At 64.6% G+C, this 15,731-nt stretch carries 19 protein-coding genes; 4 read left to right on the forward strand and 15 right to left on the reverse strand.

Annotated elements, in window-relative coordinates:
• The first annotated feature begins 3 nt into the window (after positions 1-3).
• On the forward strand, positions 4-1,536 hold the full coding sequence (locus JNA92_RS10025; RefSeq protein ID WP_241804538.1) for an NCS1 family nucleobase:cation symporter-1: 1,533 nt from the start codon (positions 4-6) through the stop codon (positions 1,534-1,536).
• A gap of 16 nt (positions 1,537-1,552) precedes the next feature.
• A complete protein-coding gene (locus JNA92_RS10030; RefSeq protein ID WP_241804539.1) occupies positions 1,553-2,281 on the forward strand; it encodes an aspartate/glutamate racemase family protein in 729 nt (242 codons plus the stop codon).
• Positions 2,282-2,544: 263 nt separating this feature from the next.
• Here the strand turns inward: JNA92_RS10030 and JNA92_RS10035 are convergent, their stop codons facing one another.
• The 15 genes from JNA92_RS10035 to ccmA all read right to left on the reverse strand — a co-directional run bounded on the left by JNA92_RS10035 (position 2,545) and on the right by ccmA (position 13,580).
• Complete coding sequence (locus JNA92_RS10035; RefSeq protein WP_241804540.1) at positions 2,545-3,207, reverse strand: histidine phosphatase family protein; 663 nt, start codon at positions 3,205-3,207, stop codon at positions 2,545-2,547.
• A gap of 210 nt (positions 3,208-3,417) precedes the next feature.
• Positions 3,418-3,756 (reverse strand): FKBP-type peptidyl-prolyl cis-trans isomerase, encoded by a 339-nt coding sequence (locus JNA92_RS10040; RefSeq protein WP_241804541.1) that lies wholly within the window; start codon positions 3,754-3,756, stop codon positions 3,418-3,420.
• A 69-nt stretch (positions 3,757-3,825) separates the two neighbouring features.
• The gene (locus JNA92_RS10045) at positions 3,826-4,233 is read right to left on the reverse strand and encodes a GFA family protein (RefSeq protein WP_241804542.1); all 408 of its coding nucleotides are present in this window, start codon (positions 4,231-4,233) and stop codon (positions 3,826-3,828) included.
• A gap of 76 nt (positions 4,234-4,309) precedes the next feature.
• Positions 4,310-5,098 (reverse strand): PhzF family phenazine biosynthesis protein, encoded by a 789-nt coding sequence (locus JNA92_RS10050; protein WP_241804543.1) that lies wholly within the window; start codon positions 5,096-5,098, stop codon positions 4,310-4,312.
• Between the two features lie 51 nt (positions 5,099-5,149).
• Positions 5,150-6,088: a 2-hydroxyacid dehydrogenase gene (locus JNA92_RS10055; protein ID WP_241804544.1), complete on the reverse strand. Its 939-nt coding sequence runs from the start codon at positions 6,086-6,088 to the stop codon at positions 5,150-5,152.
• Between the two features lie 150 nt (positions 6,089-6,238).
• On the reverse strand, positions 6,239-6,658 hold the full coding sequence (locus tag JNA92_RS10060; RefSeq protein ID WP_241804545.1) for a hypothetical protein: 420 nt from the start codon (positions 6,656-6,658) through the stop codon (positions 6,239-6,241).
• 11 nt (positions 6,659-6,669) lie between these two features.
• Positions 6,670-7,860, reverse strand: a complete 1,191-nt coding sequence (gene ccmI / locus JNA92_RS10065) for a c-type cytochrome biogenesis protein CcmI (RefSeq protein ID WP_241804546.1) — start codon at positions 7,858-7,860, stop codon at positions 6,670-6,672.
• Positions 7,853-8,329 carry a cytochrome c-type biogenesis protein gene (locus JNA92_RS10070; protein ID WP_241804547.1) on the reverse strand — a complete coding sequence of 159 codons (477 nt, stop codon included), beginning with the start codon at positions 8,327-8,329 and terminating at the stop codon, positions 7,853-7,855. The genes ccmI and JNA92_RS10070 overlap by 8 nt, the downstream gene beginning before the upstream one ends.
• Positions 8,326-8,862: a DsbE family thiol:disulfide interchange protein gene (locus tag JNA92_RS10075; RefSeq protein ID WP_241804548.1), complete on the reverse strand. Its 537-nt coding sequence runs from the start codon at positions 8,860-8,862 to the stop codon at positions 8,326-8,328. The genes JNA92_RS10070 and JNA92_RS10075 overlap by 4 nt, the downstream gene beginning before the upstream one ends.
• On the reverse strand, positions 8,859-10,832 hold the full coding sequence (locus tag JNA92_RS10080) for a heme lyase CcmF/NrfE family subunit (RefSeq protein ID WP_241804688.1): 1,974 nt from the start codon (positions 10,830-10,832) through the stop codon (positions 8,859-8,861). Before JNA92_RS10080 ends, JNA92_RS10075 begins: the two co-directional genes overlap by 4 nt.
• 11 nt (positions 10,833-10,843) lie before the next feature.
• Positions 10,844-11,299: a cytochrome c maturation protein CcmE gene (gene ccmE / locus JNA92_RS10085; protein ID WP_241804549.1), complete on the reverse strand. Its 456-nt coding sequence runs from the start codon at positions 11,297-11,299 to the stop codon at positions 10,844-10,846.
• Positions 11,296-11,472, reverse strand: coding sequence for a heme exporter protein CcmD (ccmD, locus tag JNA92_RS10090; protein ID WP_012273475.1), 177 nt, complete (start codon positions 11,470-11,472; stop codon positions 11,296-11,298). Before ccmD ends, ccmE begins: the two co-directional genes overlap by 4 nt.
• A complete protein-coding gene (locus JNA92_RS10095) occupies positions 11,469-12,236 on the reverse strand; it encodes a heme ABC transporter permease (protein WP_241804550.1) in 768 nt (255 codons plus the stop codon). Before JNA92_RS10095 ends, ccmD begins: the two co-directional genes overlap by 4 nt.
• Positions 12,237-12,282: 46 nt before the next feature.
• Positions 12,283-12,951 (reverse strand): heme exporter protein CcmB, encoded by a 669-nt coding sequence (ccmB, locus tag JNA92_RS10100; protein ID WP_241804551.1) that lies wholly within the window; start codon positions 12,949-12,951, stop codon positions 12,283-12,285.
• Positions 12,948-13,580, reverse strand: a complete 633-nt coding sequence (ccmA, locus tag JNA92_RS10105; RefSeq protein ID WP_241804552.1) for a cytochrome c biogenesis heme-transporting ATPase CcmA — start codon at positions 13,578-13,580, stop codon at positions 12,948-12,950. Before ccmA ends, ccmB begins: the two co-directional genes overlap by 4 nt.
• Positions 13,581-13,783: 203 nt before the next feature.
• On the opposite strand from ccmA, the gene JNA92_RS10110 reads away from it, so the two are divergent.
• Together JNA92_RS10110 and JNA92_RS10115 are read left to right on the forward strand one after the other, a co-directional pair.
• Positions 13,784-15,340, forward strand: a complete 1,557-nt coding sequence (locus JNA92_RS10110) for a flagellar hook-length control protein FliK (protein WP_241804553.1) — start codon at positions 13,784-13,786, stop codon at positions 15,338-15,340.
• Positions 15,337-15,681: an EscU/YscU/HrcU family type III secretion system export apparatus switch protein gene (locus JNA92_RS10115; RefSeq protein ID WP_241804554.1), complete on the forward strand. Its 345-nt coding sequence runs from the start codon at positions 15,337-15,339 to the stop codon at positions 15,679-15,681. Before JNA92_RS10110 ends, JNA92_RS10115 begins: the two co-directional genes overlap by 4 nt.
• Positions 15,682-15,731 lie beyond the last annotated feature (50 nt).

A 15,731-nucleotide genomic window follows, 5' to 3' on the forward strand; every position in this document is an offset into this window, starting at 1 on the left:
GGAATGAGTACCAGCCTCGACCTTGCCCCTGAACTATCCGTCGCCAGCACCCACCCCTCGTCCTCCCTGGCCGGCCATGCGCCGCAACTTGAACTCAGCCCGCGCCTGCATAACCGCGACCTGGCGCCGACGCGTATCGAAGGCCGCCGCTGGGGGCGCTACAGCATCTTCGCGCTGTGGACCAACGATGTGCACAACATTGCCAACTACTCCTTCGCCATGGGCTTGTTCGCGCTTGGCCTCGGCGGCTGGCAGATTCTCCTGTCCTTGGCGATCGGCGCCGCGCTGGTGTACTTCTTCATGAACCTTTCCGGCTACATGGGGCAGAAGACCGGCGTGCCATTCCCGGTAATCAGCCGCATTGCCTTCGGCATTCATGGCGCGCAAATTCCCGCGCTGATCCGTGCTGTGATCGCCATCGCCTGGTTCGGCATCCAGACCTACCTGGCTTCAGTGGTGCTACGCGTGCTGCTGACGGCGGTGTGGCCGCAACTGGCCAGTTATGACCAAGACAGCATCCTCGGCCTGTCGAGCCTGGGCTGGGTGTGCTTCGTGGCAATCTGGCTGGTGCAACTGGTGATCCTCGCCTACGGCATGGAGATGGTGCGCCGCTACGAGGCATTCGCCGGCCCGGTGATCCTGCTGACCGTCGCCAGCCTGGCGGTGTTCATGTACTTCAAGGCCGATGCGCGTATCGCCTGGTCGGTGGCCGAGCCGCTGACCGGTTACGAGATGTGGCGCAACATATTCGCCGGCGGCGCGCTGTGGCTGGCGATCTACGGCACCCTGGTGCTCAACTTCTGCGATTTCGCCCGTTCCTCGCCATGCCGCAAGACCATCCGCGTCGGCAACTTCTGGGGCCTGCCGGTGAACATCGTGGTCTTCGCGCTGATCACCGTGGTGCTGTGCGGCGCACAGTTCCAGATCAACGGCCAGATCATCGACAGCCCGACCCAGATCGTTGCCAGCATCCCCAATACGGCCTTCCTGGTCCTCGGCTGCCTGGCCTTCCTGATCGTCACCGTGGCGGTGAACATCATGGCCAACTTCGTCGCCCCGGCCTTCGTGCTGAGCAACCTGGCGCCGCGGCACCTGAACTTCCGCCGCGCAGGGCTGATCAGCGCCACCGTGGCCGTGTTGATCCTGCCATGGAACCTCTACAACAGCCCGCTGGTGATCGTCTATTTCCTGTCTGGCCTGGGCGCCCTGCTGGGCCCACTGTACGGGGTGATCATGGCCGACTACTGGCTGCTGCGCAAAGGCTGCATCAACGTGCCGGAGCTGTACAGCGAACATCCGGCCGGGGCTTACCACTACAGCAAGGGCATCAACCTGCGGGCCGTCGCCGCGTTCCTGCCGGCAGCGCTGCTGGCCATCGTCCTGGCGTTGGTGCCCAACTTCCATGCCATCGCGCCGTTTTCCTGGCTGATCGGTGCCGGCATCGCCGCCGCGCTGTACCTGCTGATCGCCCCTCGCAACCGTCAATACGCTGATGTCAGCGGCGAATGCATCGCCGTCGACCACAGCAGCCACTGATCAAGGAGCAGTGCTCATGCGTATTCTGATCGCCAACGTCAACACCACCGAAGCCATCACCGAGGCCATCGCCGAGCAAGCCCGCAGCGTGGCGGGCCCCGACACGCAGATCATCGGCCTGACCCCCTGGTTCGGTGCCGAGTCGGTGGAGGGCAATTTCGAGAGCTACCTGGCTGCCATCGCCGTCATGGACCGCGTGCTGGCTTATGAGGGGCCGTACGATGCCGTGATCCAGGCCGGCTACGGCGAACATGGCCGCGAAGGCCTGCAGGAACTGCTGAACGTGCCGGTGGTGGACATCACCGATGCCGCCGCCAGCACGGCACTGTATCTGGGCCACGCCTACTCGGTGGTGACCACCCTGGACCGTACCGTGCCGCTGATCGAAGACCGCCTGAGGCTTTCGGGGTTGTACGACCGCTGCGCCTCGGTGCGCGCCAGTGGCCTTGCCGTGCTGGAACTGGAGGAGGACCCACAGCGTGCAGTGCAGGCGATCGTCGAACAAGCCGAGCGGGCGGTGCGCGATGACAAGGCCGAGGTGATCTGCCTGGGCTGTGGCGGCATGGCCGGGCTGGATGAGCAGATTCGTCAGCGCACCGGGGTGCCGGTGGTCGATGGCGTGAGCGCGGCGGTGACCATTGCCGAGTCGTTGGTGCGGATGGGGCTGAGCACCTCCAAGGTGCGGACCTATGCCACCCCGCGGGCGAAGAAAGTCGTGGGCTGGCCGATGCGATTCGGCCGGTAAGCGCCAAGGCGCATTCCCGCCCCCACAGACCAGCAGCACCGCCGGCCACTGGGCTGCCCCAAGGCATTGGATTGCTGTCCAACTTCCTGGGGGCAGCCCACGCGGTGGGAGCCGGCTTGCCGGCGATAGGAGCAGCGCAGTCGCCTTGTCATCCAGGCCAAGCGCCGAGCCCCCCACAAGGCCGACAGACCAGCAGCACCAAACCCAGCAGCACCCACACTTGCCCGATGTTTCAGCTTGGTTGCCAGGACAGTGACCACAAATCAGGTCGGGCAGCTGTGCGCACCGCCATCCAGGCCCTGGCGTACGTTGCGGCTGAGCAGGCTGGCCTTGCCGTCGCGCCAGGTCAGGGTCAGTACATACAGGGTGTCGAAATCGTCGCCCTGCCAGTCCTCGGTGATCACCCGGTCCTCACCCAGCGCCTTGCCGGCGATGGTATTGATCAGCTCCGGCAGGTAACCATGGGACCAGGCAGTGTAGACAGTGGCGTTGCGGTATTTGCCGCTGAGCAACTCATCCGCGAGCTCATCGGTATCGTTCGCACCGTAATCGATATTCACCGGCAAGCCGAGACGTATCGCGCTCGGGGTGATGGTCATCAGTGGGCGGATGTAGCTGTAACGCTGGTCATCGACGCCTTCCTCGACCTCTCGTGTCGGGTTGGCGGCGAAGACGAAATCGGCTTTGCCGAAGCGCTCGGGCAGCAGCCTGGCCAGGTCCAGCGCGCGGTTGAGGCCTTGACAGTTCAACTGCCCCAACCCTTCGCCGGGTTTTTCGGCATGGCGCAGAAACACCAGGGTCTGGGTACCGTCGACAGGTTGAACGCGGTTTTCGACCACTTCCAGGGCCAAGGGCACCGCCGCAACAGCGAGTGCGAGGCCCAACAGCAGATGGCGACGACGGCGAACAAACGTGGGCAACTTCATGAAGGCAGGCTCTTGTGGCAGACAATTTGGGTCGACCCGCCACACTGCCCTGAGGCCCAAGAGGCCCGGCATCCTTGTAGTGAATGCCATCCCTGGCCAACGAGTAGGGGTCAGAGTGCCCTCAACGCGTTTGGTTCCTCCCTGGGCAAGACCTACGGTAACCCACACATGTTGCGAAATTATTCCAAGCCTGCCAGCCGCGCCCGAGGCTCAGTCATCCCGCGTCAACACTTCCAGCAACTCGATCTCGAACGTCAGGTCCGAATTCGGTGGGATCGCACCCACGCTGCGCTCTCCATAACCCAGGTGCGCAGGCACCTGCAGCTTGCGTTTGCCCCCTACGCGCATGCCCATCAGGCCTTGGTCCCAGCCCTTGATCACCCGGCCCGTGCCAATCACGCACTGGAACGGTTTACCGCGCGACCGGGACGAGTCGAACTCGCTGCCATCGGCCAGCCAGCCGGTGTACTGGGTGGTGATCAGGGCGCCTTTGACGGCAGCTTTACCGTCGCCTTCGACGAGGTCGGTGATTTGCAGTTCGCTGTTCATGGGCATGCTCCAAGGGTGACATTCAAGGCCGCCCTTTTCTCAGGAATGCACGGTATTGGCAAGCACCACTCACCCCAATTGCTCGAAAGCTTGCTGGCCCGTCAGCTCGGTAGTCTGGTTGGCAAAACAGTACCAGGCAGGTTTCTGCTCGACGAAGATCTGCAGGTCGAAATCCCAGGCCTCATCGCCGTCCAGCAGGCCCACCGGCACCGCGGAGAAATCGTTGGCCTTGAGCCGGTAATACAGGTGAGTGCCGCAGCGCCCGCAAAAACCGCGCTGGGCCCAATCGGAAGAATCGTAGACGCTGGGCGAACACCCTTCGATGACCGGTGGCTGGCTGCAGTGAACGACCAGCAATGGCCCCCCGGTCCACTTGCGGCACATGCTGCAATGGCAAGCGCTGATGTGGGTAGTGTCGACGGTGACGTGCAGGCGGGTTTCCCCACAAAGGCAGCTGCCGTGCTTTTCCAGGGTCATGGTGAGGCTCCTTGCGTTGGGTGGAGGGCAAGTATAGATCGCCCCCGCACAACGGCTCGCAACCCCACCGGGCCGGTCAGACGAACACGTTGCCGCGTAGGTAGAGCGCCGCCCGCCCGCTGATGATCACTCGGCCATTGCCCGGCACCTCACAGTGCAGTTGGCCCTTGCGCGCACCACCCTGCTCACAGGTCAGGGTGCCCTTGCCCAACCGCTGCGCCCACAAAGGCGCAAGCGAAGTGTGCGCAGAACCTGTGACCGGGTCTTCGTTGACACCGACTCGCGGGCCGAACCAGCGCGTGACGAAATCGTATCCGCGCCCGGGAGCGGTCACGGCGATACCCCGCACATCGAACGCCGACAAGGCGACGAAGTCCGGCTGCAGCGGGTCCAGAAGCGAGGCGTCATCGATCATCACTACATAGTCGTCGGACCGATACACCGCACTCGCCCCACTCAGCCCCAGTGCCTTGAGCAAACCGGCGGGCGCCTCGACGGCGGCCGGCTGCTTGGCCGGGAAGTCCATGGCCAGCAAGCCGTCGGCCCCTCGGCTTACCCGCAATTCACCGCTGCGGGTGTTGAAGCGCAGTACTTCAGCCTGCTCGCCCAACTGCTCGAACAGCACATAGGCCGATGCCAAGGTGGCATGGCCGCACAGGTCGACCTCCACCGCCGGGGTGAACCAGCGCAGGTCAAAGGTCTCCCCATTGCGCACGAAATAGGCGGTTTCGGAGAGGTTGTTCTCTTCGGCGATGCGTTGCAGCACGTCATCAGGCAGCCAGCTTTCAAGCGCAATCACGGCAGCCGGGTTGCCACCGAACGGTTCTGCGCTAAAGGCATCGACCTGAAAGATCTCGAGTTGCATGCGAACACTCCTTGTGGCCCAGCGAGCGCCGGGCAGAATTAAAAACGAACGTTACGGATGGACGGGTGTAAGTACCGGTTCGCCGGCAAAGAAAGCCTGTAGATTGCGCAGGACCAAGGCCACCGTGTCACGCGCCGCTTCAGGGGATTGCCCGGCCACATGCGGGGTGAGCACGGTATTGCCGAGGGCCTTCAAGGCATCGGGCACGGAGGGTTCGTCGTCGAACACATCAAGTGCTGCGCCTGCGAGTTGCCCGCGCTGCAGGGCACTTATCAGCGCCGGGGTCTCCACAACGCTGGCACGGGCGATGTTCACCAGGTAGCCCTCGGGGCCCAGTGCCTCAAGCACCCGAGCATCGACCAGGTGGTGGGTATTGGTACCGCCCGGGGTGGCTACGACCAGAATGTCTACGGCATCGGCCAGGTGCAAGGGGCTGTCGTACCAGGTGTAAGGCACGTCCTGGCGCGGCGTGCGGCTGTGATAGCAGACACTCATGTCGAAGCCCAGGCTGGCACGTTTGGCGATGGCCCGGCCAACTGCGCCCAAGCCGAGGATGCCGAGGCGCTTGCCACTTACCGAGGGGCTGATGACCCGGTTCCACGCGCCGAGGCGGATACCGGCATCGGCGCGTGGAATGTCGCGCAGCAGGGCCAACAGTATCGCCAGGGTGTGGTCGGCCACGGCGGCAGCATTGGCACCAGCGCCATTGGTGACGGTGATGCCACGAGCAGCGGCGGCGGCCAGGTCGACCTGTTCGTAACCGGCACCGATCACGCAGATGATCTGCAAGTGGGGCAACGCTTGGATTTCAGCAGCGGTCAGGCCCAGCGGGCCGCGGGTAAGCACCGCATCGATTTCGGCGCCATGGCGGCGGATGGCGTCGCCACGCAGCTGCGCAGACGGTGCGCGAATCAGCCGGTAGCCGGCCTGTTCGAGCAGGGGCAGGTAATCATCGACGGTTTCCACCAACACCAGGACTGTCTTGCTCATGCACCCCTCCGGCGCTAATTCGAAGGGGCATTATGCGGAGTCGGCGGGCGGTACAGTCAATCGGTAAATCGCGGGTAAACTGTACTGTATCGGTTGCTTGCTACTGGCCGTGCCGGCTTGCCGACGACATGGCCAGAAAACACAAAGCGATTACTGAGCGAACGCCCGGCCCAGCCCACCGGGTACACCACTGCTGTCGGTCTCCTGCCACGGGCCATCCGGGCTCAGAGACCAGCTCCAGCCATTGTCATAGCGGTAATAGGTGCGCTGCCGGTAGAACGTATTGGGCTTCTTCTCCAACACATAAACACCCAGCTTCGGATCCCAATGGCTGGCGCCCCCCGGTGGTGGGGCAAAGCTTGCCGAGGTCCGCGGCATCGGTTTGGGTGTCGCGGCCGGTTTGCTCGGCTGCGTGGACGGCTGGCTACCCGGCAGCGGCTTGACCACCGGCCCCTTATGCGCAGGCACCGTTTCGATCGGAGGGGCCGGCTGTTCGTACGGCTCGCGCACCGTACACGCAGACAAGCCCACGGCGAGAGTGATCAGGGTCAGGCGGACGACGTTTCGCATGGCGGGTTCTCTTACCGGTCGGGGCTGTCGATGATCAGCAGTTGGGTGGCCTGGGTGGTGCTGGGCAGCGGTGCGCCTTGGCCGATCCACTCACCCTGGGTGGGCTGGCCAGCGCGCGATACCCGTGCAACCAGTTGGACTTCGGCAAAGTCGGACAGTTTCATCTGCGGCATCATCGCATCGGCGTCAGACAATTCGACCTCCAGCGGCAATTGGGCCACGGTCACCCGCTTGGCCGCCAGCGGCATGGGCGGGCCGTTGCTAGCCCGGGCGAAGATGAACACCGCATCGCCGGGCTGGACCTCATCCTTGAGCGCCGGGGCCAGCTCGACCCGGACCTTCAGGCGTGCTGCCACCGGGGTCGCAGGCTTGCCAGCGTTGCCGCCCAGGCGCTCTGCCGCACGGTCGATGCCACCTTGCAAGGCCGCGCGCGAGGCGTCGCCTTCAGGCAACTGCGCCAGCAGGCGGTTCCAGTAATCGATGGCTTCCTGGTAGCGCTCGCCTTCGAATGCCGCAATGCCGCGCAGGCCAAGGCTGGTCACTTCGTTCGGGTCGGCCTTGAGGGCCTCGTCGGTCAGCGCCTGCACCTGTGCGCTCCACTGCTTGTTGGCCGCGAAATACAGGGCCTGGGCCCATTGGCCCAGCAATTCTGGCTGGCGGCCGGCCAGGGCCACGGCGCGCTCGTAGGCTTTGGCGGCATCTGCCGGGCGCTGCTCGGCCATGTAGGCGCGGCCCAGGAAATACAGGCCCTCGGCCGAATCCGGCTGAGCCTGGACGGCGCGCTCCAGGCGCGTGGTCATTTCTTCCATCGTCTTGGGCGCCGCGGCGAACTCCTGGGTCAACTGCACTTTGTCCGCAGCACCAAAGTGCAGATACAGACCAAGCGCCACCACCGGCACCAGCACAGCGGCCAGCAGCGGCAGCACCCTGCCCAGGTGCCCCTGGCGCGGCGCTTCGGCGCCTTCGGTGTCGGCCAACAGTTCACGGGCGGCCTCATCACGGCCGCTGGCCAGTTGCGCGTCATCCAGCACCCCGGCGGCCTGCTGGGCAGCCAGTTCGGCGACACGTTCCTGGTACAGCGCTACGTTCAGCGCAGTACGGTCTTCTTCCTGCTGCTGGCGACGGCCACGCAGGATCGGGATCAGCAGAAAGCTGAGGGCGGCGAGCAGCAGCAGGCCCGCACCAAGCCAGAATTCAGTCATGGTTCTGTTCTTTTTCCAGCAGTTTGGCGAGACGTTCGCGTTCTTCGACGGACAGCTCCTGCGAGCCCGGAGTAGCTGGCACACGGCGCCGGCGGACAATCACCCACAGCACCGCAAAGCCACCGACCAGCAGAATGCCCGGGCCGAACCAGAGCAGCCAGGTACGCCCAGTGAGGGCTGGCTTGTAGCGCACAAAATCGCCATAGCGGTCGACCATGAAGTCGACGATCTGCTGGTTGCTCTTGCCTTCACCCAGCATGCGGAAAATCTCCCGGCGCAGGTCGGCGGCAATCGGTGCGTTGGAGTCGGCGATGTCCTGATTCTGGCATTTGGGGCAGCGCAGCTCTTTGGTCAGCTGCTGATAACGCTCACGCTCGGCGTCGTCGCGGAACTGGTAGGTATCGATCGCCGCCTTGGCCACGCCGGCCACGCCCAAAGCCAATACTGCGGCCGCAAGCCAGCGCTTCATGGTTTGGCCTCGTCGACCAGGCCCTGATACAGCGGCGCCAGTTGCTCGCGCCACACGCTGGCATCGACGACGCCCACATGCTTGTAGCGGATGATGCCCTTGGCGTCGATCAGGAACGTCTCCGGCGCGCCATAAACGCCCAGGTCCAGGCCCAGGCTGCCCTGTTCATCGCGAATATCCAGCTGGTAGGGGTTGTGGAAGTCGGCCAGCCACTTCTGGGCGGCAGCATTGTCGTCCTTGTAGTTGATGCCGTAGATCACCACGCCCTGCCCGGCAAGCTGGTTCAGGTAAGGGTGCTCGACCTTGCACGACGGGCACCAGGTGGCCCATACGTTGACCAGCGCCGGGCGGCCTTGCAGATCCGCCTCGGTCAGGGTGCGATCACCTTGGGTCGAGGCCAGGGAAAACGCCGGGAACGGTTTGCCGATCATTGCCGAGGGCAGCTCGTCGGGTTTGAGGAACAGGCCTTTGTAGAGGAAAACAACCACCAGCAGGAATACCGCCAGTGGCACCACCATGATCCAACGCTTCATGCAGCTGCTCCAGACACGCCCAGGACATCACGCACCCGGGTCTTGACCTTGACGCGATAGCGCCGGTCGAGGGCCGCCAGCAAACCGCCCAGGCCGGTCAACAGACCGCCCAGCCAGATCCAGCGGACGTAAGGCTTGATATGCACGCGCACGGCCCAGGCGCCGTTGTCCAGCGGCTCGCCCAAGGCGACGTACAGGTCGCGGGTGAAACCAGCATCGATGCCGGCCTCGGTCATCATCGACTGCTGCACGGTGTAGAGGCGCTTCTCGGGGTGCAGCGTGGTCACTTCACGGCCATCGCGGCTGACCACGACGGTGCCCTTGTCGGAACTGAAATTCGGCCCTTCGAAGTGCTTGGCGCCCTGGAACAGGAACTGATAGCCCGCCAGCTCCACGCTTTCACCCGGCGCCAGGCGCAGGTCACGCTCGGCACTGTTGTTGCTCGACAGCACCACGCCAAGCGCGCACACCGCAAGCCCCAGGTGCGCCAGTTGCATGCCCCAGTAGCTGCGCGTCAGGCCACGTACGCCTTTGGCCAAGCCCTTGTGGCGGGTCTTGTCGACAATGTCGCGCAACCCGCTGAGCACCACCCAGGCTGCCAGGGCAAAGGCGGTCAGGGTCGGCCAGTCGAAGTCGTCGACGATGAAACCGGCCACTGGCGCCAGCACTGCGCTGGCGATCAGTACCGGCGTCATCATGCTCGCCAGCCACTTGCCAGGGGTGTCCTTCCAACGCACCACCACGCCGACGCCGAGCACCACCATCAGCAGTGCCATCAGCGGCAGGAACAAGGCATCGAAATAGGGCGGGCCCACCGACAGCTTGGCCCCGGTCAGGGCATCGAGCACCAACGGGTAGAGGGTGCCGAGCAGGATCATCGCAGCGGCCACTACCAGCACCAGGTTGTTGGCCAGCAGCAGCGTCTCGCGCGACCACAGGGCAAAGCCCACCTGGCTTTTGACCACCGGGGCACGCAGGGCGAACAGGGTCAGCGAACCACCGACCACGAACAGCAGGAAGATCAGGATGAACACACCCCGTGACGGGTCGGAGGCGAAGGCATGCACCGAGGTCAGCACGCCGGAGCGCACCAGGAACGTCCCCAGCAGGCTCAGCGAGAACGCGGCGATCGCCAGCAGCACGGTCCAGCTCTTGAACACGCCACGCTTCTCCGTCACTGCCAGCGAGTGGATCAGTGCCGTGCCCACCAGCCAGGGCATGAAAGAGGCATTTTCCACCGGGTCCCAGAACCACCAGCCGCCCCAGCCCAGTTCGTAGTAGGCCCACCAGGAGCCCAGGGTGATACCCACCCCCAGGAAGGCCCAGGCGATGATGGTCCACGGCCGCGACCAGCGCGCCCAGGCAGCGTCCAGGCGGCCACCGAGCAAAGCGGCAATGGCGAAGGCAAAGGCCACCGAGAAGCCCACATAGCCCATGTACAGCATGGGCGGGTGAACGATCAGGCCGAAGTCCTGCAGCAGCGGGTTGAGGTCGCGACCGTCAGTGGGCACTTGTGGCAGCAGGCGCTGGAACGGGTTGGACGTGATGATCAAAAAGCTCAGGAAGCCGACGCTGATCATGCCCATCACCGCCAGCACGCGGGCCAGCATCACCTGCGGCAGCTGCCGCGAAAACACCGACACGGCAAAGGTCCAGCCGCCCAGGATCAGCGCCCAGAGCAGCAGCGAACCCTCGTGCGCGCCCCACACGGCGCTGAATTTGTAGTACCAGGGCAAGGCGCTGTTGGAGTTGCTGGCCACATAGGCGACCGAGAAGTTGTCAGTCATGAAGGCATGGGTCAAACAGGCGAAGGCAAAGGCCAGGAAAGCGAATTGCCCCCAGGCCGCCGGCCGCGCCAGGCTCATCCACAGGCTGTCGCCACGCCAGGCGCCGAGCAGCGGCACACTGGCCTGCACGGCGGCGAAGCAGATGGCCAGGATCATCGCCAATTGGCCAAGTTCGGGGATCACCAGCGCTGCGTTCATGGTCTGGCCTCCGTACCGGTGGCGGCCTGGCCGCTTTCCTTCAGGGCCTTGGTGACCTCGGGCGGCATGTACTTCTCGTCGTGCTTGGCCAGTACTTCATCGGCCACCACCACGCCTTCGGCGTTGACCTTGCCCAGGGCGACGATGCCCTGCCCTTCGCGGAACAGGTCGGGCAGGATGCCGCGGTAGGTGATCGGCACCGACTTGTTGAAGTCGGTGACCACAAAGCGCACGTCCAGCGAGTCGGACGAGCGCTGCACCGAGCCTTTCTCGACCATGCCGCCAGCACGGATGCGGGTGTCCAGCGGCGCTTCGCCATTGGCGATCTGAGTGGGCGTGTAGAACAGGTTGATGTTCTGCTGCAGTGCGCTCAAGGCAAAGCCGACGGCAACCCCGACACCGACCAGCAGGCCGACGATGAGCAACAGGCGTTTCTTGCGCTGCGGATTCACTGGTTGTTCTCCCGGCGCAAACGGCGCGCCTCTTCTTGCAGATAGCGACGACGGGCCAGCAGCGGCGCGGCGACATTCAGCGCCAGCACCGCCAGGCAGATGCCATAGGCCGACCACACGTACAGGCCATGGTGGCCCATGGCGAGAAAATCACCGAAGGTGGCAAAGCTCATTGTGCGGCCCTCCGCCCCAGGCTGTTCAACACTTCGTCCTTGACCCAACTGGCGCGCGCCTCGCGCTTGAGCACTTCAAGGCGCATGCGCAGCAACAGCACGGCACCGAAGAAGCAGTAGAAACCCAACACCGTGCACAGCAACGGCAGCCACATTTCTGCAGGCATCGCCGGCTTTTCGGTGAGGGTGAAGGTGGCGCCCTGGTGCAGGGTGTTCCACCACTCCACCGAGTACTTGATGATCGGGATGTTGACCACGCCGACGATTGCCAGCACGGCGCACGCCTTGGCCGAGCTGTCACGATTACTGATCGCCTGGCCCAGCGCAATGATGCCGAAGTACAGGAAAAGCAGAATGAGCATGGACGTGAGGCGGGCGTCCCACACCCACCAGCTGCCCCAGGTCGGCTTGCCCCAGATGGCGCCGGTCACCAGCGCCACGGCGGTCATCCAGGCGCCGATGGGCGCGGCACATTGCAGGGCCACGTCGGCCAGTTTCATCTTCCACACCAACCCCACTACCCCGGCGACTGCCAGCAGCACGTAGCAGGACTGCGCCAGCATCGCCGCCGGCACATGAATGTAGATGATGCGGAAGCTGTTGCCTTGCTGGTAGTCCTGCGGGGCGAACGCCAGGCCCCAGGTGATACCGACCAGCAGCAGAAGCACGGCAGCGCCGGCCAGCCATGGCAGCATGCGGCCGCTGATGGCATAGAACCATTTCGGGGAGCCCAGCTTGTGGAACCACGTCCAGCTTATTTTCATCAGGGTACATCCAGGGTATTTGCCGGGCTTGAGAGCCCGGGACTCGTTATTCACCGACACTGATCTTCAGGCCGGCCGCTATCGCAAAGGGTGCCAGGGTTACAGCCAGGGCCGTCAGGCTGGCGAGCCAGAGCAGGTGGCCGGTGGCCGGCATATTCTGCAATGCCGCTTGCAACGCACCACTGCCCAGGATCAATACAGGGATATACAACGGCAGTATCAGCAACGCCAGTAACAAACCACCGCGCTTCAGACCGACCGTCAGTGCCGCGCCCACCGCACCCAGCAGGCTCAATACCGGCGTGCCCAGCAGCAGGGAGCCGAGCAGCACCGGCAAGCAATGGCTCGGCAGCCCCAGCATCAGCGCCAGCAGCGGCGCCAACAATACCAGTGCCAGCCCGGAAAAGGTCCAGTGCGCCAGCACCTTGGCCAGCACCAGCAACGCCAGCGGGTGCGGCGACAGTACCCACTGTTCCAGCGAGCCATCCTCGAAGTCGCTGCGGAACAAGCCGTCCAGCGACAGCAGCACTGCCAACAGTGCCGCTACCCAGACCAGCCCAGGCGACAAGGTTTGCAACAATTGGCTTTCCGGGCCAACCGCCAAGGGAAACAGCGCAACGACGATGGCAAAGAACACCAGGGGGTTGGCCAGCTCGGCAGGGCGACGGAACAGCAGGCGCGCTTCGCGACGCAACAGCGAAATGAATACGCTCATGCCGCCCATTGCCCCAGGTTCAGTTCACGGTAACCGTAGGGCTTGCGCTCCAGCGTGTGGTGGGTGGTCAGCACCACCGTGCCGCCCTGCTCGCAGTGGGCCGCCAGGTGCGCTTCCAACTGAGCCACGCCTTGCTTGTCCAGAGCGGTGAACGGTTCGTCGAGAATCCACAGCGGCGGGCAAGCCAGGTGCAGCCGGGCCAGGGCCACGCGGCGCTGCTGGCCAGCGGACAGGGTATGGCAGGGTACGTCTTCGAAACCGCGCAGCCCTACCGCCTCCAGCGCCGCCCAGATCGCCTCGCGGCTGGCCGGCTGGTGCAACGCGCACAGCCAGGTGAGATTTTCCTCGGCGCTGAGCAGGTCCTTGATGCCCGCAGCGTGGCCGATCCACAGCAGGATGCTGGCCAAAGCGTGGCGCTGTTCGGCCAGTGGCTTGCCGCCCAGCAGAATCTGCCCGGCGGTAGGCTGCATCAAGCCGGCCAGCAGGCGCAGCAAGCTGGTCTTGCCGCTGCCATTGGGGCCGCTGATTTGCAGCATGTCGCCAGCGCCCAGCTCGAAATCGAGCTGCTCGAACAGCAGGCGCCAGTCGCGCTCGCAGGCCAAGCCTGCGGCTTGAAGGTGAAGGGTCACGGTTTCGCCTTATCATTGTCGGGCTTCGGGCCGGTGTTGGCTGCTACACGGGTGAACCCGCGTGGCAGCCAACACCGCTCCAGAGCCCTTGTGTCTCAAGTCGCCCCGCGCGCTGCCGTTATACTGGCAACCACCGGCGCGCGGCATTATTACACGCGCTGCCGCGCTGCCAAGAGGCCGGGCTCGACAGGTTGTATACAATCATGACTGAAATCAATAGTCTCGGCGCACAAACTGCGATCAACAGCCAAGCCATGAAGGCAGGCATGACCGGCGAGCTGCTGCGCCTGATCCAGGCACAACCCGGCCTGCTGGCCCCCGGCGAGACCGCGCAGGCCGAAGTCGTGTCGATGCGCCAGGCAGGCCAGGAGTTCCAGTTGGTGCTGCGCCTGATACAGGCCAACGGCGTGCAGACGCAATTGCAAGCCAATGCCAACCAGCCCCTGCCCCCCGGCAGCCAGGTCACCGTCACCCAGCCCGAAAGCAACCGCCTGGCAATCATGCTGCAGCAGGCCAACGCCAGCCAGATCGCCACCCTTACACGCCTGGACACCAGCAAGGTCCCCGTCGGGACCCTGCTGCAGGGCAAAGTCCTGACCAACCAGGCACTGGCCCAGGTGCCTGGCCAAGCGCCGATCTACCGGGCGCTGGTCAGCCTGCTCAACAGTGCACAGGCCGGCGCCACCTTGAGCGTCGACAGCCCGCGCCCACTGGCCATTGGCAGCCTGCTCAGCGCACTGGTGCAGGGTGACCAGTCGCTGCGTTTCGTGCCGCTCAGTGGCAGGCAGGACCAACTGAGCATTGCCCAGCAGCTGCTGACCCAGGAAAACCGCCAGGCTTCGCTGCCCGGCCTGCTCAACGCGCTGCAACAGCTCACCCGCGACCCGAGCGCCGATGGCGGCCTGCGCGCCAGTGCCGAACGCCTGTTGGCGGGCCTGCCGGACGCCCGGCAACTGAGCGACGCCAAAGGCGTGGCCCAAGCGCTGAACAACAGTGGCGCCTTTCTTGAAGCGAAATTGCTCGGCGGCTTCCCCGCCAGCATCGCCACAGACCTCAAGGCACACCTGCTGCGCCTGGTTGCCCAAGCCCCGATCCTGCCGGCGGGCAGCCCCAACCTGGCACCCTCCAGCCTGGCCGTGACCATGCCGGCGCTGGCGCGCAGTGCCCTGGGCATGCTTGAACGGGTCAGCCCCAAGCCGCAGCCTGGGGCATTTCCGTTGCCATCGCGCTTGCTCAAGGCCCTGGAAGACGAAGGTGACCTGCAACAACTGCTGCGCCTGGCTGCAGCTGCCGTTTCACGCTTGCAAAACCATGCCATGAGCAGCCTGCAACAAACCGGCACGCTGGAAAATGGCAACCTGCAGACCACCTGGCAAACAGAAGTACCGATCCGCCACGGCCAGGAGTTCATCCCGTTGCAGGTCAAGATCCAGCGCGAGGAAACCCCGCAACAGCAGGCCGAACAACAACAGGAATCGCAAGACCCGCTGCAAGCCCTGTGGCGCCTGGAGCTCGCGTTCGACCTCTCGCCCCTTGGCCCGTTGCAAGTACAGGCACAATTGAGCCAAGGCCGCCTGAGCGGGCACCTGTGGGCAGAGCGCGAACCAACAGCCAGGCTCATCGACAGCCAGCTCGGTGCCTTGCGCAGTCGCCTGCTGGAACGCGGCCTGGACGTCGGTGACCTGGAATGCCACCCGGGCATCCCCCCTCAAGGCCCGCGCACACGGGTAGAGCAACGCTGGGTAGACGAAAACGCATGACACAGAAACCGACACGCCAGGCGATTGCCCTGACCTACGACGGCCAACAGGCCCCGACCCTCAGCGCCAAGGGTGACGATGCGCTGGCCGAGGCCATCCTGGCTTTGGCCCGCGAGCACGAGGTACCGATCTACGAAAATGCCGAGCTTGTGCGCCTGCTGGCTCGCCTTGAGCTGGGCGAACAGATTCCTGAAGCGCTGTACCTGACCATCGCCGAAATCATTGCCTTCGCCTGGCAACTGCGCGGCCGTGTGCCGGCAGGCTTCGCCGACGACCCGGCAGCGCCCCGTGACGTCACGCCAACGCCGCTGGGCCTGCCCACGGGTGGTAGCGTTACCTGACGCCGTTTGCCGCCCCGCTCCACCACCCTGTGCCCCTTCCTCGACAGAAG

The organism is Pseudomonas putida (assembly GCF_022627325.1).
Taxonomy (GTDB): domain Bacteria; phylum Pseudomonadota; class Gammaproteobacteria; order Pseudomonadales; family Pseudomonadaceae; genus Aquipseudomonas; species Aquipseudomonas putida_X.

Coding starts and splice junctions, on each gene's coding strand:
- JNA92_RS10040 (WP_241804541.1), bottom strand. CDS start 3,756: ATGAACAGCGAACTGCAAATCACCGACCTCGTCGAAGGCGACGGTAAA.
- JNA92_RS10075 (WP_241804548.1), bottom strand. CDS start 8,862: ATGAAGCGTTGGATCATGGTGGTGCCACTGGCGGTATTCCTGCTGGTG.
- JNA92_RS10060 (WP_241804545.1), bottom strand. CDS start 6,658: ATGCGAAACGTCGTCCGCCTGACCCTGATCACTCTCGCCGTGGGCTTG.
- JNA92_RS10110 (WP_241804553.1), top strand. CDS start 13,784: ATGACTGAAATCAATAGTCTCGGCGCACAAACTGCGATCAACAGCCAA.
- JNA92_RS10025 (WP_241804538.1), top strand. CDS start 4: ATGAGTACCAGCCTCGACCTTGCCCCTGAACTATCCGTCGCCAGCACC.
- JNA92_RS10055 (WP_241804544.1), bottom strand. CDS start 6,088: ATGAGCAAGACAGTCCTGGTGTTGGTGGAAACCGTCGATGATTACCTG.
- JNA92_RS10045 (WP_241804542.1), bottom strand. CDS start 4,233: ATGACCCTGGAAAAGCACGGCAGCTGCCTTTGTGGGGAAACCCGCCTG.
- JNA92_RS10095 (WP_241804550.1), bottom strand. CDS start 12,236: ATGAAAATAAGCTGGACGTGGTTCCACAAGCTGGGCTCCCCGAAATGG.
- JNA92_RS10050 (WP_241804543.1), bottom strand. CDS start 5,098: ATGCAACTCGAGATCTTTCAGGTCGATGCCTTTAGCGCAGAACCGTTC.
- JNA92_RS10030 (WP_241804539.1), top strand. CDS start 1,553: ATGCGTATTCTGATCGCCAACGTCAACACCACCGAAGCCATCACCGAG.
- ccmI (WP_241804546.1), bottom strand. CDS start 7,860: ATGACTGAATTCTGGCTTGGTGCGGGCCTGCTGCTGCTCGCCGCCCTC.
- ccmD (WP_012273475.1), bottom strand. CDS start 11,472: ATGAGCTTTGCCACCTTCGGTGATTTTCTCGCCATGGGCCACCATGGC.
- ccmB (WP_241804551.1), bottom strand. CDS start 12,951: ATGAGCGTATTCATTTCGCTGTTGCGTCGCGAAGCGCGCCTGCTGTTC.
- JNA92_RS10035 (WP_241804540.1), bottom strand. CDS start 3,207: ATGAAGTTGCCCACGTTTGTTCGCCGTCGTCGCCATCTGCTGTTGGGC.
- JNA92_RS10070 (WP_241804547.1), bottom strand. CDS start 8,329: ATGAAGCGCTGGCTTGCGGCCGCAGTATTGGCTTTGGGCGTGGCCGGC.
- JNA92_RS10115 (WP_241804554.1), top strand. CDS start 15,337: ATGACACAGAAACCGACACGCCAGGCGATTGCCCTGACCTACGACGGC.